Source organism: Halorientalis regularis, assembly GCF_023698535.1.
Taxonomy (GTDB): Archaea; Halobacteriota; Halobacteria; order Halobacteriales; family Haloarculaceae; genus Halorientalis; species Halorientalis regularis.
Window position 1 is genome coordinate 26,030 of the sequence record NZ_JALJCL010000007.1, and the last position, 25,297, is coordinate 51,326.

The window sequence follows — 25,297 nt, forward strand, 5'->3', positions numbered from 1 at the left end:
ACGGCGAGCCTGCCTATTCTCCTGCAGTGTCCTGTCGCGATTGCTCGGCGTCGGCCAGCACGATCTCGCGTCGCGGCCCCTCACCATCCGCGACGCGCCAGCGACGAACGATCAACTCGGCCTCGTCGAGGTCCGCGATCGCCCGCCGTAGCGTCCGGTCCGCGAGCCGCGTCCGCTCGCGTAGTTGCGTCACGGTGAGCCGCTGTGGTGCCGCCCGGTCGACGACCAGATAGGTGAGCTTCGCGCTGGGTGTGAGTTCGTGCAGCCGGGTGGGCCGTCCGTGGCCCGTGGCTGGCGAACCGCGACAGTTCGATGCCATGGTGTGACACCACATATCTCGCGAGAGACAAAAAAGACCTTTCGCGGGCGGCAACCGACGATCAGCGGATCACGACCGGGTTCGCGGGCGCACCCGTGCCGCCGACGAGGGGGAGCGGTCCGCTGACGAACAGACAGTCGTAGCGACCGTCGTCGGCGCAGGCGGCGGCCAGGTCCTCCAGGGCGAGCAGCTCGGTGATCACGACGCCGAGATCCCGCAACAGCGCCGGATGGAGCGGGATGAGCGTGTCCGTCTCCCGGGAGTGGGTCTGTTCGGCCGTGAGCGTGTCCGTCCCGTAGACGGCCACGTCGTTGTCGGCGAACCACGCCGCGGTCTCGTCGGTGTAGGTCGGCCCCGGTTCGTCGAGAGTGTCCGGGTCCTCCGGCGGCGAGTACGCCGCGTAGAACGCCTCGGGCCCCTCGTCGTAGAACAGCGACAGCGCACCGGTCCGGACCAGGACGATGTCGCCGGCTTCCAGTGACACGCCCTGCTCGTCGGCGCAGGCGTCCAGTTCCGCGGGCGTGATTCGGTCGCCACGGTCGAGGCGGTCCACGCCGCGGTGACGGGCCACGTCCAGCAGGACGGCGCGTCCGACGATTCCCTGCTCGCCGAGGTGTTCGGCACCGCACCGGGAGAGACCGCCGACGGTGGTCTCGGCGTCGAAGCCGTTGTAGAGCTGATCGTCGTACCAGCTGTGGCCGAGCGCGTCGTGGTGGGTCGTCCCGTGGGTGAACATGTCGACGGCGTCGTCGGAGGACTCCATCCCGCCGAACGGCTCGCGGTCGGCCTCTCCGGCGTCGATGTGGCTCTTGTCCCGGACCATCCGGTGGTCGATGCCGTCCCGCGTCGGCCACACGGGATCGCCACCGTGGGCGTTCAGCGGGACGCCGAGCGTGTATCGCTCGCCGGACTCGACGGTCTCGACGGCCCGGAGGACGCGTTCGGCGTCGAGCAGGTTCACCGCGCCGAGTTCGTCGTCGTCGCCCCAGCGCCCCCAGTTGTCGGGGGCGTCGTCGAGGACGTCCTCGATGCGTGGCCGTGCCATCCGGTTACGAGGACGGGTAGTCCGCGCCGATGTCGTCGAAGAAGTTCTTCGCGGCCGGGTGGATCGGAATGGCGGGACTCAGCTTGCCCGAGAGGAACGACTTTTTCTGCCACGCGCTGGCCAGTGAGTGATACTCCGTGAGGCTCTCGACGTTGTCCCACATAATGGTCAGGATCTCGCTGAGGACCTCCTGGTCCATCTCCGACCGAACGAAAGTCACGTACACCGTGTCGGTCCACCACTCCTCGGTGCGGTCCCCGTAGTTGGGACCCTCCATCGTGCTCGCGTCGTAGTAGCTGCCGTTGATGGTGTCGTCGTCCTGGATCGAGGAGACCGTCGAGTCCGGCCAGCCGATCAGCCACGCGTCCTCGACGATACTGTACTGTTCCTGGACGTAGCTCGGCGTGAGTTCGGCGTTGATGCGGATGTCGGTGACCGCGTCCGCACGCCCCTCCGCGAGCGCGGACGCCTCCTCGCCGTACCCCAGCGCCAGTTCCTGCATGTCGTCGAGGTTGAAATCGGCGTGTGAGAGGTGTTCGAGCATCACGTCCCGCATCGCCGTCCCAACGGGGTTGGGCGAGACGGCCGCGCCGGCCAAATCGTTCACTGTCCGGATGTCCGTGCTCTCCCTCGTCACCAGGCCGCCCTGAATGTCGTAGTAGTGCCACACTTGCTGGATGTCGTTATCGAACGGCTTGTCTCCGTACGCGCCCTTGTCGTTCGTGATCCGGTACGCGTTGAGCGTGTCGGTGTACGCGAGGTCGGCCTCGCCGCTGTCGAGCAGTCGCATGCTCTGTTTGGCCCCGTCGCCCGGACGGGCCGAGATCTGGATCGAATCGCTGTTCTCGTTCACCACCGCCGCGAGACCCTGTGACATCTGGTACGCCGCCGTGTCCTCCGTCGACGTCATCATCGTCAGTGCCGATCTCCCACCGCTGCCACCACCAAGCGGCCCTGTACACCCTGCCAGTCCGAGCGCGCCGACGGTACCCATGGTTGCGAGAGCTTTACGACGGTTGATTCTGCGTGCCATAGTTCCTCATACATTCTTCATTACAAATAACTACCGGCGAAAGAAGTTGGAATATGTATAATTCAATCTCAGCTACTATTCGTTTCGTGCTGCCGCCTGGGGAAACTTTTTGTTCATCGATAGCAGTTGTAGACCATATGTCAACCCGTCGCGAATCAGCGACAGAGGCGCTCCCACAGATCGTTCCACGGAGTCGGGACGACCTGACGGCCAAGCGGGTCGTCAGATTGCTCGTGTACATTCTCGGCGTCATCACGGTCGGATGGCATCTTTACTACGCCTTCCAGGGAACGATGCCCCGCCAGCAACACGCCAACATCCACCTCGGGCTGTTGCTGTCCGTGTTCTACCTGACGACGCTCGATTTCGACCCCGACGGGTGGCGCGATCATCTGAACAACGGGATCTCGGTGGTCCTGCTCGGTGTGATCTCTGCGGGGACGATCTACGTCCACTTCAACTTCTGGCGCTGGCTGAACGAGGCACGGCAGAATCTCATCTACACGAACGTCGACCTGTTCGTCGGGGCCGCGATAATGCTCGTCACCATCCACGCCACGTGGCGCGCCTACGGACGCCTCCTCGGGCTCGTCGTCATCGCCGGCCTGTTCTACGGGTGGGCCGGACCGCTGTTCCCCAGCATCCTGTTCCACGGCGGATTCGGCCTCGAACGGCTGGTGTACATGAACTCGGTCGCCATCGGGGGTGTCTACGGGTTCATCCTCGGCGTCGGCGCGACCTGGGTGGCAGTGTTCATCCTCTTTGCCGGGATCATCGAGGGATACGGCGGACTGGACTACGTCACCAGGGTCGGGCGCAACGTCGGGAGCCGGCTCCGGTCCGGCGTCGTTCAGGTGGCGGTCGTCTCCAGCATGCTGATGGGATCGATCACTGGGAGTTCCGCCGCCAACGTCGCGACCACCGGCTCCTTCACGATCCCACTGATGCGCGAGGAGGGCGTCGAGGGGAAATACGCGGGCGCGATCGAATCCATCGCCAGTACCGGGGGCCAGATCCTCCCGCCGGTGATGGGATCGGCCGCCTTCCTCATGGCCGACATCCTCGGCGTCTCCTTTTTCAGCATCCTCCAGTCGGCGATCCTGCCGGCACTACTGTTCTACATCACCGTCGCGTTCGTCGTCCACATCGCCGCGATCCAGAACGGCTGGACCTCCGGAACGGAGGATCTCGTCGACGAGGAGAGCGAGGACTCTTCGATCCTGGAAACGCTGGTCGACACGCTCCCCTACACCGGTCCGCTCGCGGTCCTCATCTACACGCTCGTGGTCCTCCGGTACGACCCGATGTCCGCAGGGATGTACGGGATTCTGGCTGTCCTCCTGGGCGGGATCGCCCGTGACCTCCTGCTCGACGGCGGGGACTTCCAGACGGTGAAAGCCTGGACTCGCCGCACCATCGAGGGTTGCAAGATCGGTGCCGAGAACATGGCACCGCTGACGGCCGTCCTCGCCTCGCTCGGGATGGTCATCGCCGTCATCACCCAGTCCGGGTTCACCCAGCGGTTCTCGCTGCAGATGATCGCGCTGGCGGGCGGCGTGTTCGTCCTCGTCCTGTTGCTCGCGATGCTGGCGAGCATCCTCTTTGGCATGGGGATGCCGACGCCGGCCGCCTACGTCGTCGTCGCCATCCTGACCGCGCCCGGCCTGGTGCGACTGGGCATCCAGCCCATCACGGCTCACATGTTCGTGTTCTACTTCGCGCTGCTCTCGACGATCACGCCGCCCGTCGCACTCTCCTGTGCCGTCGGCGCGGGCATCGCCGAGGCGCGCTTCTGGGACGTGGCCAAAGCGACCATGCGGCTCGGGCTGTTCGCCTTCGTCATCCCCTTCACGTTCGCGATGAACCAGGAACTCATCTACTGGGAGGGGCTCCAGACGTTCACGACCTTCGGCGCGATCAGCATCGGCCTGCTGATGATGAGCATCGCGCTCGTCGGCTACGACCTCACCGAAGACGTCCCGATCTGGCAGCGTCCGCTCTACCTCGGGCTGGCGGCCGCCATCTTCTTCGTCCCGATGTACACCGTCCAGCTCGGTCTCGCCGTCGTCGGTGCCGTCTGGCTGGGCGTCCTGGTCTTCAGAACGCGCAGGCTGGCGACACCCGAGACCGCGACGCAGTAACGACCGAAAAGTAGCGGAGCTGGTTTTTAGTCGTCTTCGACGATCGCGACCGCCCGGACCGGGCTGGCCGTCGCGCCCTCGAGGGGCAACGGCGTCGCGCTGAAGGTGAAGCGGTGGGCCGGGATCCGGTCGATCCCCCGGAGGTTCTCCGCGACGAGCGTGTGTTTCTCGGGCACGTCGCGCCGGAGGAAGACCTGGTGGGCCGGCAGCGACGTGGCTCCGGCCACGTCGACGTTCCCACAGTCGATCCCGACGAGACTCACGTCCCGGTCGTGGAGCCACTGGGCACCGGCCTCCGAGAGGCCGGGATGGTCGTCGAGATAGGTGTCCTGATCGTCGGGCAGGTGGCGGTCCCAGTCCGTGTGGAGCAAGACCGTGTCGCCGGCTTCGACCTCGACACCCGCGGCGGTTGCCGCCGCGTCGAGGGCGTCGGGATCGATGGCCTCGCGCGGACCGGCCTCGGAGAGATCTAGCCACACGGCCGAGCCGTAACACTCCTCCAGGGGGACCTCGTCGATGTCCTCGCCGTCGGGGTGGATGTGGACGGGCGCGTCGACGTGTGTCCCGTTGTGTTCGGCGAACAGGACGAACCCGTTCATGACGGACATGTCGTCGACACCCTTGCCGCGCCAGGTGTCTTCTGTCTCGTCGTGGTTCATCCGCGTCCCGGTGAGAAAGACCGGGCTCCGGCCGTGAGCCGGGTGGTTCGCCATGTCCTCGTGGATCGTCGCAGTCAGGTCTACCAGTTCGACCATGGGCGAACTTCGGCGAATCGCTCAATAAGACTTGTCCCCGCGGCGACCGCGCCGCGCCAGCGGCTCACTCCCCGTCGAGGTCGGCCGCGGCCAGCATCCGTTCGATCTGGTCACCCTCGTAGCCGAGGCCTTCGAGAACGGTCCGCGTGTGTTCGCCGCGTTCCGGCGGCCGGTCGTCGAGTTCCGGCCGCCCGTCCCCGGTCCGGAAGGGCGCGGCCGCCGTCTTGACCGGCGTGTCCCGGTAGATGTTGTGCGATTCGGTCAGGAACTCGCGGGCGGCGACGTGGGGGTCGTCCTCGACGAGTTCGTCGACGGTCCGGACCGGCCCGGCCGGGACGCCCGCCTCCGCGAGCAGTTCACAGAGGTCCGCGCGGTCGTACTCGCCGAACTCCGCTTCGAGGTCGGCGACGAGGGCGTCTTTGTGCTCCCAGCGTTTCTCGTTGGTCTCGTAGCGGTCGTCCTCGAGGAGGTCCTCTCGGTCGATGGCCGTACAGAGTCGCTCGTACAGATCGTTGTTGACGACACAGAGGTAGAACGGCTCGTCGTCGGCCGCGTGGAACACCTCGTTGGGGGCGAGGCCCGCGAAGCCCTGGCCCTGACGCTCGGCCACCTCGCCGGTGCCCGTGTAGTGAGCGATCCAGTACCCCATCCAGGCGACGGCCACCTCGAAGAGATTCACGTCGATGTGGTCGCCCTCGCCCGTCTGCTGGCGCTCGTGGAGCGCCGACGCGACGAGGAACGCGGCCAGGGTGCCGGTCCCCCAGTCGATGACGCTCGCCCCGATCCGGACTGGCGGCCTGTCTTCGTAGCCGATCGTCGACATCAGCCCACTCATCGCCTGGATCACGGGGTCGTACGCCGGCCACTCACTGTAGGGGCCGTCCTGACCGAAGCCGGTCAGGGACAGGTAGACGACGTCGTCGTTGCTCTCCGAGACGGTCTCGTAGTCCAGGCCGAACTTCGCCAGCACACCCGGGCGGAAGCTCTCGACGACCACGTCGGCCTCCGTGGCGAGGTCCTGGGCTGCCTGCTGTCCGTCCTCGGTCTTCAGGTCGAGACAGACGCTCCGTTTGTCCGAGAGGTTGACCGAGGCGAACATCGCGCCGTCGAGCAGGCCACGGAACGCGTCCCCGCCCGGGGGCTCTACCTTGACCACGTTCGCGCCGAGCAGTCCGAGAAACTGCGTCGAGACGGGCCCGGCGATCGACTGGGTGAGGTCCAGCACGTCGATGTCTTCGAACGGTCGCATACCCCGATGTGTGGACGGGTGATTAAAATTCCATCCCTCGCGGAAAGCGCCGTCCCGGGCGATTACCGGTCGGCGCGGGCGTCGATGACGCCGTCGGCGGCGAGGGCGTCGATCTCGTCGTCGTCGTAGCCGAGTTCGTCCAGAATTTCGCGATTGTGTTCGCCCAGTACAGGCGCGTGCCGTGGATCCTGGACCGGCGTCTCCGACAGCGACAGCGGCGTGTCGGTCAAGGTGAGCCGATCCAATCGGGGGTGCTCGACCTCGCGGAACACGTCGCGCTCCCGGACGTGATCGAGGTTCGCCGCCTCGTCGATGGTCCGGTGGTGTGCCGCCGGGATGCCGGCGTCGTTGAGCCGGTCGACCGCCTCGTCGGCCGGTTGCTCGGCCAGCCACTCCTCGAAGAGCGCGGTGAGTTCGGCTGCGTCGTCCATCCGGCCCGCGTCCGTCTGGTACTTCGGGTCCTCCAGCAGGTCCTCGCGACCGATGAGCTCACAGCAGGCCTCCCACATCGGATCGGAGTAGAGCAACAGCGCCACGCACACCCAGCCGTCGGCGGCCGCCGCGGCCCCGTAGAGCATCTCGTCGTTGAAGAATGCGTTCCGGCCGCCATTGCGCGGAATCTCGCCGGAGTTGTGGTAGTACCCGAAGGCTCCGTCCATGTTGTGCATCAGCGACTCCAGCAGCGACACGTCGATCTTCTGCCCGGCCGCGTCGTGGGCGTCACGGTGGCGCAGCGCCGCGAGCGCGCTGATCGCGGCGTGACAGCCCGCGTAGAAGTCCGCGACCGACGACTGGGCGCGGATCGGCGGCTTCCCGTCGTCGTAGCCCAGCAGACTCGACAGCCCGGAGACGTGCTGGACGATGGTGTCCATCGCGGGTTTGTTCGCCATCGGCCCCGTCTCGCCGTAGCCCGTGACGTGGACGTAGATCAGGTCCTCGTTGATCTCCCGCAGCGTCTCGTAGTCCACGTCCAGTCGCTCCGCGACGCCCGGCGGCCAGTTCTGGACGAACACGTCGGACTCGGCGACCAGGTCGTACAGCGTCGCCATCCCGTCCGGGGTCTTCATGTCGAGACACAACGACCGCTTGTTGCGGTTGAACTGCTCGAACCCGGGGTTGAACGGCTCGCCGTCCTTCTCGCGCCTGTCGGTGCGGTAGACCTCGCCGCTCGGGCGCTCGATCTTGATGACGTCGGCCCCGAGGTCGCCCAGGTACGTCGCACACAGCGGGCCGGCGATGGCCTGCCCACAGTCGACGACTCGCACGTCTGAGAGAGGCATACCCAAGCCTGCACGCGCCGTCCCTTAAGCGTAGCCCCGATGGCAGTGCCGCGGCGGGTCGCCGGGGAGCGACCCAACCGCACCGCAACCCCCGATGCCCGGCTCTGCCGCGCCGCTCAGTCCTGGCGCGCCCCGGAGTCCAGGTTGATGTCCTGTGCGGTGAGGTTGCGGGCGTGGTCGCTGGCGAGGTACGCGACGAGTTCGCCCACGTCCTCGGGTGCGACGATGCTGTCCAGTGGCAGCCGGTCGGTCACCCGTTCGGCCATCGCCTCCTCGAAGGAGACCCCGCGCTCATCGGCCTGGCGCTCGATCATCCGCTCGATCCGGTCGCCTTCGACCGCGCCCGGACAGATCGTGTTCACCGTCACGTCGTCGTCGCCGAGTTCGTACGCCAGGCTGCGACCGAACCCGATCATCCCGGCCTTCGACGCCGAGTAGGGCGTTCGCGTCGGATACGGGTCCTTGCCCGCGATGGAGGAGATGTTGATCACGCTCCCCTGGTCGCTCTCGCGCAGGTGCGGGGCAGCGTGCTTGCACATCAGGAACGCCCCCCGGAGGTTCACGTCTTGGGTCCGATCCCACTCCTCGACGGTCACCTCCTCGATGGGCGCGGTCGGGCCGCCGATCCCGGCGTTGTTCACGAGTACGTCGAGCGCGCCGAACGCGTCGACGGTCGCCTCGACCGCGTCGCGAACCGACGCCTCGTCGGTCACGTCCAGTTCCACGGGGAGTGTCTCGGCGTCGTCGCCGATCAGCTCCGCCGTCTCGTAGATGCCGTCGCCACGCGCGCCGAGGGCCACGTCAGCCCCGTGGTTCGCCAGCACGATGGCGATAGATCGGCCGATACCCTGACTCGCTCCGGTGACCAGCGCGGTCTGTCCGTCGAGCATACCCACTACTCGTCGCTGGTCCCCTTAGAAGTTCGCCCCACCGCACTCAATACTCGTGAAAACCCGCGCCGGCCGCGTGACTGGTCCGTCCGTCCTCGACGAGTTCCACGAGGTAGGGTGCTGGCTCGTACCGTTCGGCCCCGTACTCGTCGTGGAGGTCGCGGAGCTTTTCCAGAACGGTGTCCAGTCCGATGTCGTCCCCGCGTTCGCAGGGGCCGTCGGGCCAGCCCGTGCCGAGGGTCATCCCGGTGTCGACGGCGTCGGCCGTGGCGACCCCGTCACCGATCAGGTGGGCCGCCTCGTTGATGATCGTCGCCTCGACCCGGAAGGCGTCGAACCCCTCGCCGTCGCCCGCCTCGTAGTCCACGCCGTCACCGTTCTCGTAGTCGTAGTAGCCCTTGCCCGTCTTCTGACCGTAGTCGCCCGCCGCTACTTTCTCGGCCATGAGCGGCGGAATCTCGATGCCGCCCGCCTCCCGGATGTGGTGGGAGATTTCGATGCCGGTCATGTCGAGCAACTCGAAGGGGCCCATCGGGTAGCCCCGGCGGTGGACCATCGCGGCGTCGGCTTCCCGAATCGTCGCCTCGCCCTTCGAGACCATCCAGTTGGGCTCGTCGATGAACGGGCCGAGGACGTTGTTGACGACGAACCGGTGAACGTCCTTCTCGACGTAGATCGGCGTCTTCCCCAGTGACTCACAGAACGCGTAGGCGGTCTCGGCCGTCTCGTCGGTCGTCTCCGCCCCGTAGATCACCTCGACCAGGTCCATCTTCACCGGCGGATTGAAGAAGTGGGTCCCGACGACGCGCTCGGGGCGGTCGGTCGCCGCCGCGATGTCGCTCACCGACAGCGACGACGTGTTCGACGCCAGGATGGCGTCGGCCGGTGCGTGCTCGTCGATCTCCGCGAACACCTCCCGTTTGATCGCCATGTCCTCGGGGACGACCTCGATCACCACGTCGGCGTCGGCGACCGCCGCCGCCAGATCTGTGGTCGTATCGATCCGGGCCAGTACGTCGCCGGGCGCGTCCTCGATCTGGCCTGACTCGGCGAGTTTCTCGACCGACCAGACGATCTCGTCGTATCCCTCGTCGACGATCTCGGCCTCGACATCCCGCATCGTCACGTCGTAGCCCGCGAGCGCGGCCACTTCGCTGATTCCGTGCCCCATGTTCCCTGCGCCCAGCACCGCGACGCGGTCGATACCGTCGAGTGTCATACTGTCCGCTGTCGGCGCGGTCACCTTAACGCCACCGCGGGCGGCAAGGCCCCCGTTCACCCACGCCCACCGTCGCCGCCACCAGTAGACGTATGTCGGACCCTCGTGATGGGTGGGCATGGTAACTGTCGACACGAACTACGTCGACGTCGACGCGGAAGCCGAAATCGTCACGGTCGAACTGGCGCGCCCGGAGAAACTGAACGCCCTGCTCCCCGAGATGGTCGAGGCACTGTCGGCAGTGTTCGCCGACCTCGCCGACGACACCGGACGGGGCGTCCTCCTCACCGGCCGCGGCGATGTGACCTGTGCCGGGATGGACACGGAGATCGTCTCCGGCGACTACGAGGCCGAGCACGCCGACCTCGACGCGACGCTCCAGCGCCTCTACGGGCAGATCGCCGACCACCCGGGCCCCGTCGCGATGGCGGGCCGTGGGGCGCTGGTCGGAGCTGGCGCGGTGCTGTCGCTGTCCTGTGAGTTTCTCGTCCTCGGCGCGGAGACTACCTTCGCCGCCCCGGAAGTGAGCTACGGGATCGCCTCGGCGCGCTCGGCCGCCCTGCTCCCAGAACTCGTCGGTCGGCGCGTCGCCGCCGAGATGTTGCTCACCGGCGAGGCGCTGGACCCCGGTCGGGCCGAGACCCTCGGACTGGCCAACGCCGTCGTCCCGGAGTCGGCCGTCGAAGAACGCGCCCGCGACCTGCTCGAGACCGTCGGCGAACACGACGCCGGGACGGTGGCCGAGATCGTCGACCTGCTGGGGGCTGACCCGTGAGCGACGCCCACGACGGCGAGTTCGCGGTCGAACGGGAGAGCTGGCCCGACGACCTGCCCCGGACGCTCGCGTTCCCGCACGGGCGGCGGCCGCTCCACGAGTATGTCTGCCGGCACGCCCGGGAGCGCCCGGACGCACCCGCGGTGACCTTCTACGGCCGGACGATATCCTGGCGCGAGTTCGACGCCGCCGTCGACGCGTTCGCGGCCGCGATGACAGAGCGCGACCACGCCGGCGACGTGTGCGCGCTCTGCCTCCAGAACTCGCCGCAGTTCCTGATCGCCTATCACGGCGCACACCGTGCAGGGATGACGGTCACGCCGCTGAACCCGCAGTTCGAGTCGCCCGCGGTGGCCCGCCAGCTCGACGACAGCGGAGCCGACGTTCTGGTCACACACACCGGGCTGGTCGAGACCGCTCGTCCCGTGCTCGATGACACGGCCGTCTCCACGCTCGTCCGGACGGCGTACGGCTCGTTCACCGCCGCGGAGTCGCCAGTCCCGGTACACCCGGACGTGGCCGACGAGCCGTCGCTGGACGCGACCGCGGTCGAGGGGCCCGTCGTCGACACGACGCTGACGGACGTGCTGGACGAGGGCGCTGGGTCGGACGCCGACCCCGACGCCGAGCCCGCGGTCGCGGACCACGCGCTGATCCAGTACACCGGCGGGACCACGGGGCTGCCGGAGGGGTGTATCCACACCCACTGGAACGTCCTCTACAAGGCGCGGACGACGGCACAGGTCCGCCGGTACGGCCCCGAGGACACTCTGCTCGGGGTGATGCCGCTGTTCCACGTCGCCGGCAAGCAACGCTACTGCGACGCGCTCGCGGCGACGGGCGCACACGCCGTGTTGCTGGCCCGGTACACCCCGGAGGCGGTGATGGCGGCCGTCGACGCACACGACGTGACCTCGACCTGGTTGTCGGTCCCGGCCGCCCAGGAGATCGTCGATCACCCCGACAGCGACGAGTACGACCTCTCGTCGCTGTCCGCGCGCCGCGAGTTCACCAACTGTTCGAGCTTCGGGACGAACCTCACCCGGCAGGTGAGCGACGACTGGGCGTCCCTGACCGGTGCCCGGCTCCAGGAGTCGGGGTACGGGCTGACCGAGACACACACCACAGACACGCACACGTACGGCGACTTCCGGATCGAACCGGGGTTCGTCGGACAGCCCTGTTACGGCGTCGAGATCGAGATCCGCGACTTCGAGACCGGCGACGCCCTCGATCCGGGCGAGCAGGGCGAGATCGCCGTCCGCTCGCCCGCGACGATGGCGGCGTATCTCGACCGACCCGAGGCGACCGACGCGGTCCTCGAACCGGACGGGTTCCTCCACACCGGCGACGTAGGTCGGTTGACCGAGGACGGCTCGCTGTACTTCCTCGGAAGGGAGAAAGACACGCTGAAAGTGTCGGGTCACACCGTCTCTCCCCGGGAGGTCGAGGTGACGCTCGCGGACCACGAGGCGGTCGCGGACGCCGTCGTCGTCGGTGTCCCCCACGAGACGCGGGGAACCGTGCCGGAAGCTCACGTCGTCCCGAGCGAGGCGGCCTCCGACGACCCGGACGCGCTCGAAGCGGCGGTACTCGATTACGCCGCGTCCGCCCTCGCGGAGTTCAAGCGGCCGGTCGCCGTGGTCCGCCGGGCGTCGTTCCCGCGGACGGACGTGGGGAAGGTCGACCGGGCGGCGTACCTCGACCGATTGGCCGACGAGTGAGGTCAGCGCATCAACTGGCCGCCGTTGACCTGCAGGGTCTCGCCGGTGACGTAGCCGGCGTCCCGGAGGTAGGCCGCCGCCTCCGCCACGTCCTCGGGCTGGCCGAGCCGTCCGACCGGAATCAGTTCCCGCCGCTCGCGTTTGTCTTCCGCGTCGTTCGTGGCGTCGGTCATGTCCGTCTCGACGTAGCCGGGCGCGACGCAGTTGACGCGGATCTCCGGGGCGAACTCCCGTGCGTGACTCCTCGTGAGTCCCACGACGGCGGCCTTCGAGGCGGCGTAGTGGCACTCGTAGGCGGCACCGTCGAACGCCAGCCGCGAGGCGACGTTGACGACCGACGGCCCGGGCGTCGCCGCGGAGTCTTGGAGGTGGGGGAGTGCCGCCTTGGTGACGGTGAACGCGCCGGTGACGTTGACGTTCAACACGTTCGCGAACGCGTCCGGTGAGAGGTCCGGGGTGTAGACGTGCTCGTTGATCGCCGCGTTGTTCACGACGTGATCGAGGCCGCCGAACGCGTCGACGGCCTCGTCGACGAGGTCGGTCGCCGCGACGGGGTCGCCGACGTTGGCCTGGATCGCGACGACCTCGCTGTCGGTTGCGGCCTCGACCTCGTCGACCGCTGCCTCGGCTGTGCGCTCGCTCGTGTTGTAGTTCAGGACGACGTCACAGCCGTCCGCGGCGTACTGGCGGGCGATAGCCCGTCCGATTCCTCGGGACGAGCCGGTTACCAGGGCGACAGGCATACTCACCCATCGCGGGGGACACGTACTAATCTTTCCCGACCGGCACCGGCGAGACCAGACAGAACAGTGCGGCGAGCAGCGTCAGCCCGGCGAGTGCGAAAAACGCCTCGTCGAACAGGTTCACGTCGGCCATGACGCCGACGGCGGTCGAGCCCAGCGACCCCACCAGCAGGTAGAACGTCCTGAGCAGACCCAGGCCGCTCGCCTGCCCATCGTCGGGCAGCGCCGCGACGGTGTAGGAGAAGACGATGGGCCAGTTGCCGAGCTGGACACTCAGCGCGAGGACCGCCGGGACGAGCGTGGCGAACCCGGAGACGAACGGGAGCGCGAACAGCGTCGCGGCGCTGGCGAGCAGGAGCAGCGTCATCGTCCGTCGCTTGCCGAACCGGTCACCGAGGTTCCCACCGACGATCTGCGCGACGACACCGCCGGCGAAGAACACGCCGAACAGCGTGGCCGCCAACTGGGTCGACAGCCCCTTCGCCGTCACCAGATACGTCGTGAGAAACGCCGTCAACCCCTGGTAGACGAAAAACATCACCAGCATGATCGCCGTCGCGAGCATGACTTCACGGTTCCACAGTCCGGCGACGAGGCCGGGCAGGTCTTCGAGAAAGGACCCGGTGTCGTCAGCTTTCCCCGCGTCCGCCGGGACGACTCGCCAGGCGAGGAGCGTCCCGAGGGCGAACAACGGAACTGCGAAGGCGAACCCGTACTGCCAGCCGACCACGGCGGCGAGGACGCCGGCGACGACCGGCAGGATCGTCGTCCCGACGTTGCCTGCGGCCGAGCAGATGCCGATGGCGGTGCCATCTCGATCCGGATACACCGCCGAGAGGACGGTCACACGCGGCGTGCCGTACACGCCGGTCCCGACTCCGAACAGGAGGATGCCGAGGAGAAACACCGGGACACCGGGCGCGACAGCGAGCAGTGTCGTCCCCGCCAGGCCGGCGCCGAACCCGAGCGTCAGCACGGATCGACCGCCCACGCGGTCGGCGACGACCCCGCCGGGCAACTGCAACAACGCGGCGATACTCAGGAGGATCGTATAGACGGACCCGGCAATCGTGTTCGAGAAGGCGAACTCCGCGCGGATGCTCGGGAACAGCGCCGGGACGGTCAGCCGCACGCCCAGCAGGAGGAACCAGCCGAACCCGACGGCCACGAGCACGGTCAGCCGCTCGTCCACCAGCGGCGAGGCTCGAAGTGATCGCCTGGCTCTCGTCGGATCCGGAAACACAGTTGTTCGTTCCTGACCCTTCGATTTCAATCTTACCTTGTGGTGGTTGTTACCATACGGCAGACACCGGTCTGGAAAACGCAACTTTCAGCACTAAAATAACGGTCTAAGTACGTTATTATATTGGCGTCTGTTCGGAATGTGTCTGTGTTTCACAGACCCGATTGTGATGATTTCCCGTGGTTGGTCGGGACGATCGACGGTGCCCGGAAGTACGGGCTCGACGGTTCGGCTCCGACCTGCCGCAGTCGGTGCAGCTAATGCGGGGCGGTGAGAACGTCCGGTCAGTGATCTCAGCCGCGACACTGCTCGGAGAGGACTCGACGATCATCAGGGACCGCAGTTTCCAGTTGCTGTTGCTCGCGAACTTCAGTCCGCCGCTGGGGAGTGCGCTGATCTCGCCCCTGCTGGACACGCTCGTCGGGCCGTTTGCGGTGAGCGAGACCGAGATCGGGCTGTTGATGACTGCGTTCACCGCGCCGAGTATCGTCCTGATCCCACTGGTGGGCGTGCTGGCCGACCGGGTCGGACGGAAACTCGTCATGATCGGGGGCCTGCTGTGTTTCGGGATCGGTGGGGTCGCCATCGCGTTCACGACCGACTTCCAGGTGGCGCTCGCGCTCCGGTTACTGCAGGGGATCGGTTTCGCCGGCCTGACGCCGATCATCGTCACGAGCATCGGCGACCTCTACCGCGGCGGTGCCGAGGCGACGGCCCAGGGCGTCCGCTTTGCCACCTCGGGGTTCACGCTGATGACGTTCCCTCTGCTGGGTGGCACGCTCGCCGCCATCGCATGGCAGTACCCGTTCTTTCTCTACGCGCTCACGTTCCCGACTGCCGTGTTGATCGCGCTGTTTTTCGAGGAGCCGACCAGCGAGGACACACGCCAGGGGAGCGCCGACACCGACCTCGGCGACCTTCTGGAGTTCGTCTCCAGGCCCCGGGTGGCCTCGGTGCTGGTCGGTCGCGCCATCCCGAACTTCCTCTACACTGCCTTCCTCACGTACAATTCCTTCGTGGTCGTCCAGCTCATCGGCGGGAGCCCGGGCGAGGCAGGGCTGTTGATTACGGCCGCCAGCGTCTTCCATACAGCCTCCGCGACGCAGGCCGGCCGCATCACCGCGCTGTTCGACAGCCGGCTCTACCCGCTACTGGGGGCGAACCTGTCGATGGGTGCGGGCTTCGCGGTCGTCGGTCTCGCGGGGTCGCTCCCGGTCGCACTCATCGGGAGTGCGGGCGTTGGCCTCGGGTTCGGAACGTCGCTGTCGCTGTACCGGAGCGTCATCACCGGATTCACCGTCGAGTCGCTCCGTGGCAGCGTCGTCAGCGCCGGGTCCGCGCTCGGCCGGGTCGGTGCCACCGTCGCCCCCATCGTCATGGGTGTCGCCGTCGCGTCCACCGAACCGCTGATCGGGTTCGATGCCGCCGTCCGTAGCACCGTCGTTGCCGCGGCCCTGCTCTGTGGCATCGGCGGGACGGCCTGTCTCCTGGTCGCTCGGTGGTCACCCGCCGTCGAACCCACCAGCGGATAACGCCCCGGTTGCGGCTCCGCATCGCCTCTACCGCTCGCAACGCCGTCCCGTACCGCCTCGTAGTCTTCCTGCCCCCACAACTATATGATTCGTGCCATCACAGACGCTGGTATGCGTGCTGCTGTCTACCCCGACTCCGGCAATCCCGCAGACCTCACCGTCGAGACCGTCCCGGACCCGGACCCCGATCCGGGACAGGCCATCGTTCGCGTCGAGGCGTGTTCGGTCAACCATCGCGACCTCTGGAAACTCCGTGGGACTCGCGAAACCGGCGACGGATTCGTCGGTGGTGCCGACGTCGCCGGCGTCGTCGAACGGGTCGAACCGGGCCGTCGGGGGCCGTCGGTCGAATCCGGCGATCGCGTCCTGCTGTGTCCGGTCCTGACCTGCGGGACCTGTCGGTACTGTCGGGAGGGCCCCGAGAACCTGTGTGCCGAGTACGACAGCTACGACGGCGGGTTCGCCGAACGAGCGGCCGTCGAGGCCGACCGCCTGGTCGCGCTCCCGGACGGCGTCGACTTCGTGGACGCGGCGACGCTCCCTATCGCTTACATGACCGCCTGGCGGATGCTCGAACGGGCGTCCGTGACCGCCGGCGACCGTGTGTTCGTCCCCGGTGCCACGGGTGGCGTCGGCGTCGCGACAGTCCAGCTGGCCGGGCTGCGTGGTGCCGAGACCGTCGGCACGTCCACGTCGGCGCGGAAACTCGAACGCCTCCGGGAACTGGGATGCGACGTTACGATGGAGACCGACGACCCCGACGAGATGGTCGACCGCGTCGAGGATATCGGCCCCGTGGACGTGACGATCAACCATCTCGGGGGCCCGTACGGTCGCGCTGGCATGGAAGTCCTCCGTCGGGGCGGAACACAGGTGGTCTGTGGCCGGACGGCCGGCGACACCACGGAACTGGACCTCTGGGACACCTACTGGAATCAGAAGACGGTACGAGGCAGCACGCTGGGGACACAACCCGACCTCGAACGCGTCCTCTCGTTTCTCGCCGACGACGCCATCGAGGCAGTCGTCGCCGAGACCTACCCGCTGGCCGAGACCGCGGCGGCGTTTCTCGACATGACCCGCCGGGATCTGTTCGGGAAGGCTGTCGTTACGCCACAGACGTGAGCGGCGATCCAGACCGTTCCTCGTCACACAGGTTTATGCGGGCAGAGTGTGTGATATCGACCCATGAATTTCGAGCTGGGCCAGGAACGACGGCTGATTCGCGAGCAAATTCGGGAACTCTGTGCTGACTTCGGCGACGACTACTGGCGGGAGAAGAATCGGAACCACGAGTTCGCCTGGGAGTTTTTCGACACCTTCGCCGACGACGGTTGGTGTGGCATCACCATCCCACAGGAGTACGGCGGGCAGGGGTACGGCGTGCAGGAGGCCGCACTGGTCCAGCAGGAGATCGCCCGCTCAGGGGCGGCGATGGCCGGCACCTCGATCACCTCTCATCACGTCTTCAGTACGGCCCCGCTCGTCGAGTTCGGCGACGAGGAACACAAGCGACGGTACCTGCCGAAGATAGCGGACGGCGACGTGATGGTCTGTACTGGCGTGACCGAACCGAACGCGGGCACCGACACCTCGCGGATCGAGACGTTCGCCGAGCGCGACGGCGACGAGTACGTCGTCAACGGGCAGAAGATCTGGACGTCCAAGGCCCAGGAAGCCGACGTGATCATGTTGCTCGCCCGCACCGCGCCCCGCGAGGAGAGCGACCGGTTCGGCGGACTGTCCCTGTTTTTCACCGAGTTCGACCGGGACATGGACGGCGTCGAAGTCAGCGAAATTCCCAAGGCCGGCCGCGGTGCGGCCGACTCCAACGAGGTCTGGTTCGACGACGTGCGCGTCCCCGCGGCGGACCGCATCGGCGAGGAAGGTGACGGATTCAGTTACCTGCTCTCGTTCGCCAACTCCGAGCGGATCAGTATCGCCGCGAACGCGGTCGGCATCGGGCAGGCCGCCGTCGAGAAAGCATCCGATTACGCCCGGGAACGGGAGGTATTCGACAGTGCCATCGGCTCGTACCAGGCGATCCAGCACCCGCTGGCCGACGCCTGGAGCAAACTCGAACTCGACGAGCTGGCGGTCCGAAAGGCCGCGTGGCTCTACGACAACGACGAGGACGCCGGAGCCGCGGCCAACGCGGCGAAGCTACGGGCCAGCGAGGACGCCCTCGAAGCCTGTGAGCGGGCGATGCGCGTCCACGGCGGGATGGGCTACGCACAGGAGTACGACGTCGAGCGGTACTGGCGCGAGACGATGATCAACGTCATCGCGCCCATCTCCAACGAGATGGTGAAAAACTACATCGGCCAGCACGTCCTCGACCTGCCGCGGTCGTACTGATGGCTTGGGAAAGCGGCAAAGGTGGCACGTCCTGAACTGATTGATACGTCTCGGTCCAGTATGAACGGGTGGCGCGGTGCCCAGTCCAGCCCATCGGTAACCATGGTGGCGTTGTCCCTGCGGCATCGGCCACGTCTCGACCCTCTCACCTCCCGTTTTCGAGATCACCGACCCGCTACTCCTCCGCTTGCTGGGAGACGTATCCCCGACGGAGTGCGCGACTGATCGGAACGCGCGAGTGACAGCCCTCGCACTCGACTTCGAGCGTGACGTGGACGTCGATGTCACCGCAGGCCGACAGTTTTCCCTTGCCGACGAGCGACCGAACGGCGTCTTCGAGTTTTTTCGTGGCGTGGTCACGCGTGTACTCGATCGCGTCCTTTTCCCAGTCGGTCGGTTCCACGTCGCGTTCGAGACCCAGACACTCCTTGAAGTGGGTGCGGACGACGCCGTAGGAGACGAAATCCACGAGGAGGCTCTCCACGTCGATCCCTTCGTTGCGAAGGTCGGTCCGGACCTCGGCGGCGACCGTCTCGTCGTCATCCTGAAGCCGTTCGTACTTCGATTCGGGTTCGTTGCCCAGCGTCGACAGCCCCGCGCGGTCCATCTCGCGCCTCAGCATCATCGTGTTCAGCCACTCCGCGAGTTGTCGGTATCCCTTCCGCTGGGGTTTGTCGGCCTGCCACTGGTCGACCAACCGGTCCTCGTATTGCTCCATATCCCGCTCGTCCAACACACGACACACCTTACACCCGTATTCGCTCATGATCGGGCGTATGCCGGCGGAAGACATAGGTTTTGGCGTGACTGGCTCCACTGGTCCCGGCAACCAGTACCATCCGGACCGTTTCCAGCGTCGTCCGTTCTTGTACTGATATTCGGTTGGCTCGACTACGATCTGGTACAGGTGATTGTATATAGCGATATTGGGTTTATGCGTTCGGGTGTGGACACGACTAGACAAGGTAAAAATAAATATCTTCTTACATATACTGGCGGAACCCGGCTCAGACCAGTGAGTAGATGTGAGTCTCGTAGGTTTCCCGGACGCGACTGCCCCAGTTGTGGGTGTATGTGTCGATTACGTCCGACGCCACGTCGCCACGGAGGTACTTGACGATACCACGGTCCCCCGTCCGGTCACGGAGGTGCGTCGTGAAGAAGTGTCGGAAGTAGTGTGGTGTGACGTTCTCGTCGGCCCCGCCGCCGGTCCGGTACCAGCCCATGCGTTCGGCGTTCGTGGCGACGATGTGGTGGACGGCGTCGATAGTGACGCGTTCGCCCCAGTTACGGCTCGTGCTGACGAATACCGGTTCGGCCGGGGAGACGGGGTCCGGTCGGACGGCGAGCCACTGCTCCAGTGTCGCTTTCAGCTCCGCGTCGACGGGGACGACCGTCGCACGTTTGCGTTTGTTCGACGCGTCGCGGCGCTCACCGTTGATTCGCTCACCGCGTGCGGGTGCGTCGTCGACGTAGATGGAGTCCGGACGGCCCTGTAACTGGGGTCGAACCTCGTCGATCCCGTCGTCCGACAGGGCCACGCCGTCCAGGTTGAGGTCACGAGCGTCGAGATTGCACAGTTCGCCGGATCGCATCCCCGTCTTGAGCAGCGTCGTCACGATAGCGTCGGCCAGCGGATGCTGGATCGTCTCGACGAATCCCCGCATCTCTTCCACGGAGAGGTCGCGCCTGGTCGGATCGGTGTGGATCGACTCGTCCATCTCCTCGATGACGACGGTCATCGGATTCGCGTCGAACACGCCGACCTGCACCATGTACGAGTAAAACCGGTGGAGGTAGGAGGCGTAGGTCGCGATGGAACTCTCCGCGTGCGAGCCACGGAGCGTGTGAATCCAGGACATACAGTCCCGATAGGACGCTTCCTCGAGAGTTCCTAGCCCGTTCGCGTCGAGATACGTCTCGAACTCCCGGAGAACCCGGTCGTAGGAATTCCGTGTCCGGGCCGATTTGCCCTGGAATTCGATGTCCTGGAGGAAGTACGCCACTGGATCGTCCGGATTTTCCGCGGACTGTGCCTGGCTCATCGATCCTCCAGAACGTAGCCGCCCTGTCGTGGGCTGTGCTGAATGCGCTGGCTCTCCTGGAGAGTCCGCTCTAGCTCCGATTCGATGTCGTCGGTCACGGCGGTCACGAGGTCGTCCCAGGAGCAACAGCCCCGCTCGCGCAGTTCAGCGACGATCTGCGCCTCCAGACCCTGATCGCTCTCGGCCGATGGATTTGTGGACGTGTCTCCATCGATGCCGCCCTCGAAGCCCCGACGACCGGCCTGAACCATCGACCGAACGAACTCGCTGAGACTCATGTCCATCCGGTCGGCCTGTCGGTCCCACTCCTCTTTTTGATACGCCGGGACGTACGTCCGAACGCTGGCCCGAGATGTGTCGACATCACCGTCAGCAGACATATTCGATTACTCGACCGCCGGTGACTAAAGCTTGTTCCCACTACTGCGAATAAATGACCTTATTTGGTTCTGTAGCACTCTCTATCCGGCGTCAAGTTTTGATTATTTGTCTCTTTAGTACTACAGTGGATCATCAGTAGTGCCAGAGGCCAGGATATTATTTTGGTTCCCTCGACGAGTACGGACGACCACCGGACGGGCGGGATAGGGCATCTATCGACCTGACCCCCAGGGTCGATGGCCCGAAGTTCGCCCTGCAGTGAATCCCACTTTCACTCGCCGCGCCACTCGTGAGGAATCGACTCTCTGCGCGATATGTGATCCGAGCAGTCGGCATCAGTGACGGACCTCCGACCACGACAGAGGACACGAAGTCTCGAAAGGCTGCCGCCAGCGGTCGTCGCAGGTTAGTCGTGTAAACCGTATCTGGCTATAAGCAAGACGATGCTCGTTACGAGGGAGAGAGTGGTTAGGATACCGTCACGTTCCATGGGCCCGGCGCGGGGCGATCACTCGGTTGAAAACTCGGCACTGGTCACGGTGGCACTGCAGATCACACAGCCTTTCTCGATGAGGGTCTCACGCATCGCGTCGTTGACCTCCAGCGACTCACCGCACTCGTCGCAAACGAACCGATACTCCGCGGCCCCGTTTTCGACCATCCGTACGGGGTGTATGCGTCCAAGGGATAAATGAAGCCCTCTGTTTCCAGCCGAGCGGGAATTGGGCTCGCTGGCCGGGGACTGGGTTTCTCAGCTCGTAAGAATCACTGGAGCGCTTATCGCGAACCGCGTTGTACGATCACTCGTGGGGAACAATGTACGACGTAATACTCGCTGCGACTGACGGAAGCGCACCGGCGAACCGGGGAATCGAACACGCATTGAGTCTCGGGTCCAGGGACGACGCCGTCGTCCACGTCATCTCGGTCGTCGATACGGGCCGGTACGGCGAGCCGGCGCTGTCCAGCACGGAACTGGTCCTCGAAGAGCTCGAGGACCGCGCGCGCGAACATCTGGACGAGGTCGCCGAGCGAGCGGATGCGATGGACGTAGATATCGTTACGAAGACTTGCCACGGCGAACCCCACGAGGAAATCGTCGCGTACGCCGACGAGGTCGACGCCGACCTGACATTGCTCGGCAAACAGGGGCAGTCACAGACCGGCCACCACATCGGGAGCGTCGCAAACAGGGTCGTCGACCGGTGTGACCGACCGGTACAGCTCGCCTGAGTCGAACGGGCCGTCGGAAACCGGCTCGTCGACGTTTTTCGAGTCGGCTGTTCCCACTGCGTCGGCGGAAGCGAATCGCCGTTATCAGGTGACGGCGTAGGACGAGCTATTATGGCCGCTGTACCGAACTGGACCTTCGCCTGACCGGAGTGTGGCGAGTCGATCCCGGTGAACTGGTCGGTACGGAACCCACTCGTGGAAAACGGCTGCGTGGTCTGTGGGGCGAGCGTGTCGAAAGCGCGTTCTCGTCGTCGGTCGCGAGCGGGGAAGCGCCAGCCTTGCGCGACAGTCTCGCCGTGGGACGGACAAGTATTAATTGGACACTGCTGTAGTGGGGGTGCGAACAAATGGCTCTGGATCAGCAGACATCGCTGTCGGAGGACGAGACCGATACGGTCCTCGCCCGCCACGAAACGGGGGTCCTCTCGCTGGCGCGTGACGACGAGCCGTACGCGATCCCGATCTCGTACGGATACGACAGCGACGAACGACGGTTCTATCTTCGTCTCGTCTCGACGCCCGGCAGTGAGAAACGGCAGTTTTTGAGTTCAACGCCGCGGGTGCGTCTCGTCGTCTACGAGAACGAACACGGCGTCTACCGAAGTGTCGTCGCAGTCGGCAGACTCGAAGAGATACCGCGGTCGGAGCTGACCGTCGAACACATCGAGCAGTACGGCGAGGCCAAACGCCCGCTGTTCGAGATCTGGGGCGAGTCCAAGGAGGATCTCGACATCCAGCTCTACCAGCTCGATCCCGACGAGCTGAGCGGACGACACGTCGACGTGGACGAGGCACTCGAATCGTCCTGATGGAACGGCTGCACTCCGACGACTTCTCGATCCGTGGGAACGTTACTGGGGGATTATCCGCCAGTCGGCCGTCCGGTCGAACGAGCCACGCGGCCCGAGGGTAATCACGATGAGTACACACGCGACCGACGACGACGACGTTCGAGACGCGGCACCGCTCCCGATCCCCGCAGATGACGCGGCGGACGCCGTGTCGCTCGCGGCCGAAATCGTCGTCTCCCGCGACCATCCGGCCGAGTGTACTCTCTACCCGGCCGATGCGAGCGGGATGGAACTGATGACTTCCTGGATCACCGCCCGGGAGGGATCGTTCGTGAGCCTCGAACGGATGCGGTAACGCGGTTCGGACGGCCAGCGGGGCCCCAGAAGGCCCCGGAAGCCCCGAGAGACGGAGCCCCCACAGATATGCGTAGATCACTGGAACGTGAAACCATGAACTGTCGACACAGAGACGAGACGGGTTCTCAGAGGCGATGATCGGGTTCCTTCGCCGGTATCTGGTCGTTGTGATTCGGTTTCTGCCGTTCGCCGTCGCCGTCCTCAGGGACCGGCGTCGGTTCCTCTTGTTCGGTGGACCGAGACGACTCGACGAGGCTGATCACCGCCGTCGTGCCGAACGGATGCGGGACACGATGCTCGAACTCGGTCCGGCGTTCGTCAAGGTCGGTCAAGTGCTCTCGACGCGTCCCGATATCGTCCCACCCGTCTATGCGGACGTGTTCGCCACACTCCAGGACGAAATCCCCGAAGACGCAGGTGGCAATCCGCGTACAGTCGTCGAGGCTGCACTCGCGGACGACCTCGACCTCTCGACGCTGGAGACCGTCGCCGGCGGCTCGCTCGCGTACGTCTATACGGTCGCGTACGAGGGCGACCGGATCGCGCTGAAGGTCCGTCGTCCGGGATTGAAGCCGATCATCGAGCGGGACCTCCGGGTGGTCCGGGCGCTGGTGCCGGTGATCAGCGTCTTCGTCGACGAACGTCAGGAGTACTCCATTCGCAACGCCGCCGACGACTTCGAGGAGATCATCCTCGACGAACTCGACTTCGACCGGGAGCGTCGGATCATGGCCGACGTGCGTGCGAACGTCGCCGACGACGAGCGCGTCGTCGTTCCGACGGCCTACGAGGAACTGTCCTCCGAGCGTATCCTGGCGATGGACTACCTGACAGGCCGCAAGATCACCGACGAGAACGCCTTCGACGGACTGGACGTGACCCCCCACGAGATGGCCGAACGGATCGCGACGGTGTATCTGGAGATGGGGCTGGTCGACGGCGTGTTCCACGCGGATCCACACCCCGGAAACCTCTCAGTCACGGAGAGCGGGGAGCTGTTGATCTACGATTTCGGCATGAGCGAACGGCTCCCCGAACGCGTACGCGGGGACATCGTCGACCTCTACCGGGCGCTCGTGAGGCGGGACGTTCACGAACTGGTCGACGCGCTGATCGCACTGGACGTACTCGACCCCGACGTCGACCGCGCCGAGGTCGGTCGCGTGCTGGAACTGGTCATCGAGAACCTCGAAGGCCGGTCGGAGATTACCTGGCGGGCGATCATCACCGAGTTGACGACGATGTTGCAGGACTTTCCATTCCGGATTCCGCCCGACGTGATGTTGCTCGTCCGTGTCGGCACCGTCGGCGAGGGAGTCTGTCGCCAGCTCGACCCAGAGTTCGACTTTCTGGTTGTCATCCGCCGATTCCTCGTCGAACAGGGGTTCATCGAACGGGAACTCGAAGGGATGGTCGAGGAAGCCTGGTCCGACGCCCAGCGGTCACTGCCAGCGCTCACGCGCCTCCCCGCGAGACTCGACCGGACGCTGGACCAGCTGGAGCGCGGCGAGCTGGTCGTCCGGACCGAACCGGCCGACGGCCGGTCGCCGGAGGATCGACACCTGGGGTACGCCGTCCTGGCGGGCGCACTCATCATCGCGGCGTCGATCCTGACGTTCCAGAGCGGTCCGTACGCGGTCGTCACGGGTGTCCTGGCTGCCGTCGTCTCGCTGACGTATCTGGTTGCTCGGCGAGTTACCTGACAGGGGGTGTTTCCAGGGCGTGAGAAGATCGGCGTCGTTTTTCTTCGTGGTATCCCAAGACCCCGAACACGTCCGAGACGACACTGTACGAACGGCTGGGCGGCAGAGACGGCATTCGAGCTGTCGTCGACGACTTCTACGACCGACTCGTCGCCGACGAGCGGCTGGGGCCGTTCTTCGAGGCCGCGGACGTGGAGCGATTACGCCGGACGCAGACGGACTTCCTCTGTGAGGCCGCCGGTGGGCCGGAGACGTACGATGCGGAGCCGGTACGGGAGGCACACCTGCACGTTCCCTTCGAACCGGCGGACATCGAGCGGGCGGTCGGGTTGCTGCGAGAGGGCCTCGCCGCCTTCGACGTGCCCGAGGACGACGCCGAGGCGGTCGTCGAGGCCGTCGCCGCGTACGAGGAAGAATTGCTCGACAGCCTCCCGGGGTGACCTGTACACTGAAGTGACTTGCCGGAAAACGTTCGGTACCG

24 protein-coding genes and 2 pseudogenes are annotated in these 25,297 nt (G+C 65.9%); 12 read left to right on the plus strand and 14 right to left on the minus strand.

Annotated elements, in window-relative coordinates:
• Window positions 1-13: 13 nt before the first annotated feature.
• The 3 genes from MU521_RS10205 to MU521_RS10215 form a co-directional block, all read right to left on the minus strand.
• On the minus strand, window positions 14-319 hold the full coding sequence (locus MU521_RS10205; RefSeq protein ID WP_092692579.1) for a hypothetical protein: 306 nt from the start codon (window positions 317-319) through the stop codon (window positions 14-16).
• A 61-nt stretch (window positions 320-380) separates the two neighbouring features.
• Window positions 381-1,364: a cyclase family protein gene (locus MU521_RS10210; protein WP_092692577.1), complete on the minus strand. Its 984-nt coding sequence runs from the start codon at window positions 1,362-1,364 to the stop codon at window positions 381-383.
• Window positions 1,365-1,368: 4 nt separating this feature from the next.
• Window positions 1,369-2,397, minus strand: a complete 1,029-nt coding sequence (locus tag MU521_RS10215; protein WP_092692574.1) for a TAXI family TRAP transporter solute-binding subunit — start codon at window positions 2,395-2,397, stop codon at window positions 1,369-1,371.
• Between the two features lie 137 nt (window positions 2,398-2,534).
• Between MU521_RS10215 and MU521_RS10220 the strand changes: the two genes are divergently transcribed.
• Window positions 2,535-4,538: a TRAP transporter permease gene (locus MU521_RS10220; protein WP_175452865.1), complete on the plus strand. Its 2,004-nt coding sequence runs from the start codon at window positions 2,535-2,537 to the stop codon at window positions 4,536-4,538.
• Between the two features lie 26 nt (window positions 4,539-4,564).
• On the opposite strand, the gene MU521_RS10225 is transcribed toward MU521_RS10220, so the two are convergent.
• The 5 genes and pseudogenes from MU521_RS10225 to MU521_RS10245 all read right to left on the minus strand — a co-directional run.
• Window positions 4,565-5,293 (minus strand): cyclase family protein, encoded by a 729-nt coding sequence (locus MU521_RS10225; protein ID WP_092692570.1) that lies wholly within the window; start codon window positions 5,291-5,293, stop codon window positions 4,565-4,567.
• A 64-nt stretch (window positions 5,294-5,357) separates the two neighbouring features.
• A complete protein-coding gene (locus MU521_RS10230; RefSeq protein ID WP_092692568.1) occupies window positions 5,358-6,542 on the minus strand; it encodes a CaiB/BaiF CoA transferase family protein in 1,185 nt (394 codons plus the stop codon).
• A 62-nt stretch (window positions 6,543-6,604) separates the two neighbouring features.
• Entirely contained in the window at window positions 6,605-7,822 is a 1,218-nt protein-coding gene (locus tag MU521_RS10235; RefSeq protein WP_092692566.1) for a CaiB/BaiF CoA transferase family protein, read from the minus strand.
• A gap of 116 nt (window positions 7,823-7,938) precedes the next feature.
• Entirely contained in the window at window positions 7,939-8,712 is a 774-nt protein-coding gene (locus MU521_RS10240; RefSeq protein ID WP_092692564.1) for an SDR family NAD(P)-dependent oxidoreductase, read from the minus strand.
• Between the two features lie 49 nt (window positions 8,713-8,761).
• Window positions 8,762-9,931, minus strand: a pseudogene (locus MU521_RS10245) (3-hydroxyacyl-CoA dehydrogenase); the annotation flags it as partial.
• Between the two features lie 118 nt (window positions 9,932-10,049).
• Here MU521_RS10245 and MU521_RS10250 point away from each other — a divergent pair.
• A complete protein-coding gene (locus MU521_RS10250) occupies window positions 10,050-10,706 on the plus strand; it encodes an enoyl-CoA hydratase/isomerase family protein (RefSeq protein ID WP_092692558.1) in 657 nt (218 codons plus the stop codon).
• Window positions 10,703-12,430, plus strand: a complete 1,728-nt coding sequence (locus MU521_RS10255; RefSeq protein WP_092692556.1) for an AMP-binding protein — start codon at window positions 10,703-10,705, stop codon at window positions 12,428-12,430. The genes MU521_RS10250 and MU521_RS10255 overlap by 4 nt, the downstream gene beginning before the upstream one ends.
• A 2-nt stretch (window positions 12,431-12,432) precedes the next feature.
• Here MU521_RS10255 and MU521_RS10260 read toward each other — a convergent pair whose 3' ends face one another.
• Together MU521_RS10260 and MU521_RS10265 are read right to left on the minus strand one after the other, a co-directional pair.
• Window positions 12,433-13,173: an SDR family NAD(P)-dependent oxidoreductase gene (locus tag MU521_RS10260; RefSeq protein ID WP_092692554.1), complete on the minus strand. Its 741-nt coding sequence runs from the start codon at window positions 13,171-13,173 to the stop codon at window positions 12,433-12,435.
• 25 nt (window positions 13,174-13,198) lie between these two features.
• Window positions 13,199-14,365: an MFS transporter gene (locus MU521_RS10265; RefSeq protein ID WP_175452864.1), complete on the minus strand. Its 1,167-nt coding sequence runs from the start codon at window positions 14,363-14,365 to the stop codon at window positions 13,199-13,201.
• Window positions 14,366-14,703: 338 nt separating this feature from the next.
• Between MU521_RS10265 and MU521_RS10270 the strand changes: the two genes are divergently transcribed.
• The 3 genes from MU521_RS10270 to MU521_RS10280 all read left to right on the plus strand — a co-directional run bounded on the left by MU521_RS10270 (window position 14,704) and on the right by MU521_RS10280 (window position 18,306).
• Window positions 14,704-15,948, plus strand: a complete 1,245-nt coding sequence (locus MU521_RS10270; protein ID WP_092692686.1) for an MFS transporter — start codon at window positions 14,704-14,706, stop codon at window positions 15,946-15,948.
• Between the two features lie 111 nt (window positions 15,949-16,059).
• Window positions 16,060-17,073, plus strand: coding sequence for an alcohol dehydrogenase catalytic domain-containing protein (locus tag MU521_RS10275; RefSeq protein WP_092692549.1), 1,014 nt, complete (start codon window positions 16,060-16,062; stop codon window positions 17,071-17,073).
• A 63-nt stretch (window positions 17,074-17,136) separates the two neighbouring features.
• On the plus strand, window positions 17,137-18,306 hold the full coding sequence (locus MU521_RS10280) for an acyl-CoA dehydrogenase family protein (protein WP_092692546.1): 1,170 nt from the start codon (window positions 17,137-17,139) through the stop codon (window positions 18,304-18,306).
• A gap of 175 nt (window positions 18,307-18,481) precedes the next feature.
• Here the strand turns inward: MU521_RS10280 and rdfA are convergent, their stop codons facing one another.
• From rdfA to MU521_RS10300, 4 genes are all read right to left on the minus strand, one after another.
• Window positions 18,482-19,099, minus strand: a complete 618-nt coding sequence (rdfA, locus tag MU521_RS10285) for a rod-determining factor RdfA (protein ID WP_349356959.1) — start codon at window positions 19,097-19,099, stop codon at window positions 18,482-18,484.
• A gap of 214 nt (window positions 19,100-19,313) precedes the next feature.
• Window positions 19,314-20,351, minus strand: a complete 1,038-nt coding sequence (locus tag MU521_RS10290) for a tyrosine-type recombinase/integrase (RefSeq protein ID WP_092692541.1) — start codon at window positions 20,349-20,351, stop codon at window positions 19,314-19,316.
• On the minus strand, window positions 20,348-20,731 hold the full coding sequence (locus tag MU521_RS10295; RefSeq protein WP_092692538.1) for a DUF5805 domain-containing protein: 384 nt from the start codon (window positions 20,729-20,731) through the stop codon (window positions 20,348-20,350). Before MU521_RS10295 ends, MU521_RS10290 begins: the two co-directional genes overlap by 4 nt.
• Window positions 20,732-21,240: 509 nt before the next feature.
• Complete coding sequence (locus MU521_RS10300; RefSeq protein ID WP_175452862.1) at window positions 21,241-21,393, minus strand: DUF7560 family zinc ribbon protein; 153 nt, start codon at window positions 21,391-21,393, stop codon at window positions 21,241-21,243.
• Window positions 21,394-21,548: 155 nt separating this feature from the next.
• Here MU521_RS10300 and MU521_RS10305 point away from each other — a divergent pair, with 155 nt between their 5' ends.
• The 6 genes and pseudogenes from MU521_RS10305 to MU521_RS10325 all read left to right on the plus strand — a co-directional run bounded on the left by MU521_RS10305 (window position 21,549) and on the right by MU521_RS10325 (window position 25,256).
• On the plus strand, window positions 21,549-21,965 hold the full coding sequence (locus MU521_RS10305) for a universal stress protein (RefSeq protein WP_092692535.1): 417 nt from the start codon (window positions 21,549-21,551) through the stop codon (window positions 21,963-21,965).
• 156 nt (window positions 21,966-22,121) lie between these two features.
• Window positions 22,122-22,193 (plus strand): annotated as a pseudogene (locus MU521_RS21815) (DUF7560 family zinc ribbon protein); the annotation flags it as partial.
• Window positions 22,194-22,312: 119 nt separating this feature from the next.
• The gene (locus tag MU521_RS10310) at window positions 22,313-22,774 is read left to right on the plus strand and encodes a pyridoxamine 5'-phosphate oxidase family protein (RefSeq protein WP_092692532.1); all 462 of its coding nucleotides are present in this window, start codon (window positions 22,313-22,315) and stop codon (window positions 22,772-22,774) included.
• A 109-nt stretch (window positions 22,775-22,883) separates the two neighbouring features.
• The gene (locus MU521_RS10315) at window positions 22,884-23,111 is read left to right on the plus strand and encodes a DUF7511 domain-containing protein (protein ID WP_092692529.1); all 228 of its coding nucleotides are present in this window, start codon (window positions 22,884-22,886) and stop codon (window positions 23,109-23,111) included.
• A gap of 136 nt (window positions 23,112-23,247) precedes the next feature.
• The gene (locus MU521_RS10320) at window positions 23,248-24,816 is read left to right on the plus strand and encodes an ABC1 kinase family protein (RefSeq protein ID WP_092692526.1); all 1,569 of its coding nucleotides are present in this window, start codon (window positions 23,248-23,250) and stop codon (window positions 24,814-24,816) included.
• Between the two features lie 83 nt (window positions 24,817-24,899).
• Window positions 24,900-25,256 carry a group I truncated hemoglobin gene (locus MU521_RS10325; protein ID WP_092692523.1) on the plus strand — a complete coding sequence of 119 codons (357 nt, stop codon included), beginning with the start codon at window positions 24,900-24,902 and terminating at the stop codon, window positions 25,254-25,256.
• The last annotated feature ends 41 nt before the right edge of the window (window positions 25,257-25,297 follow it).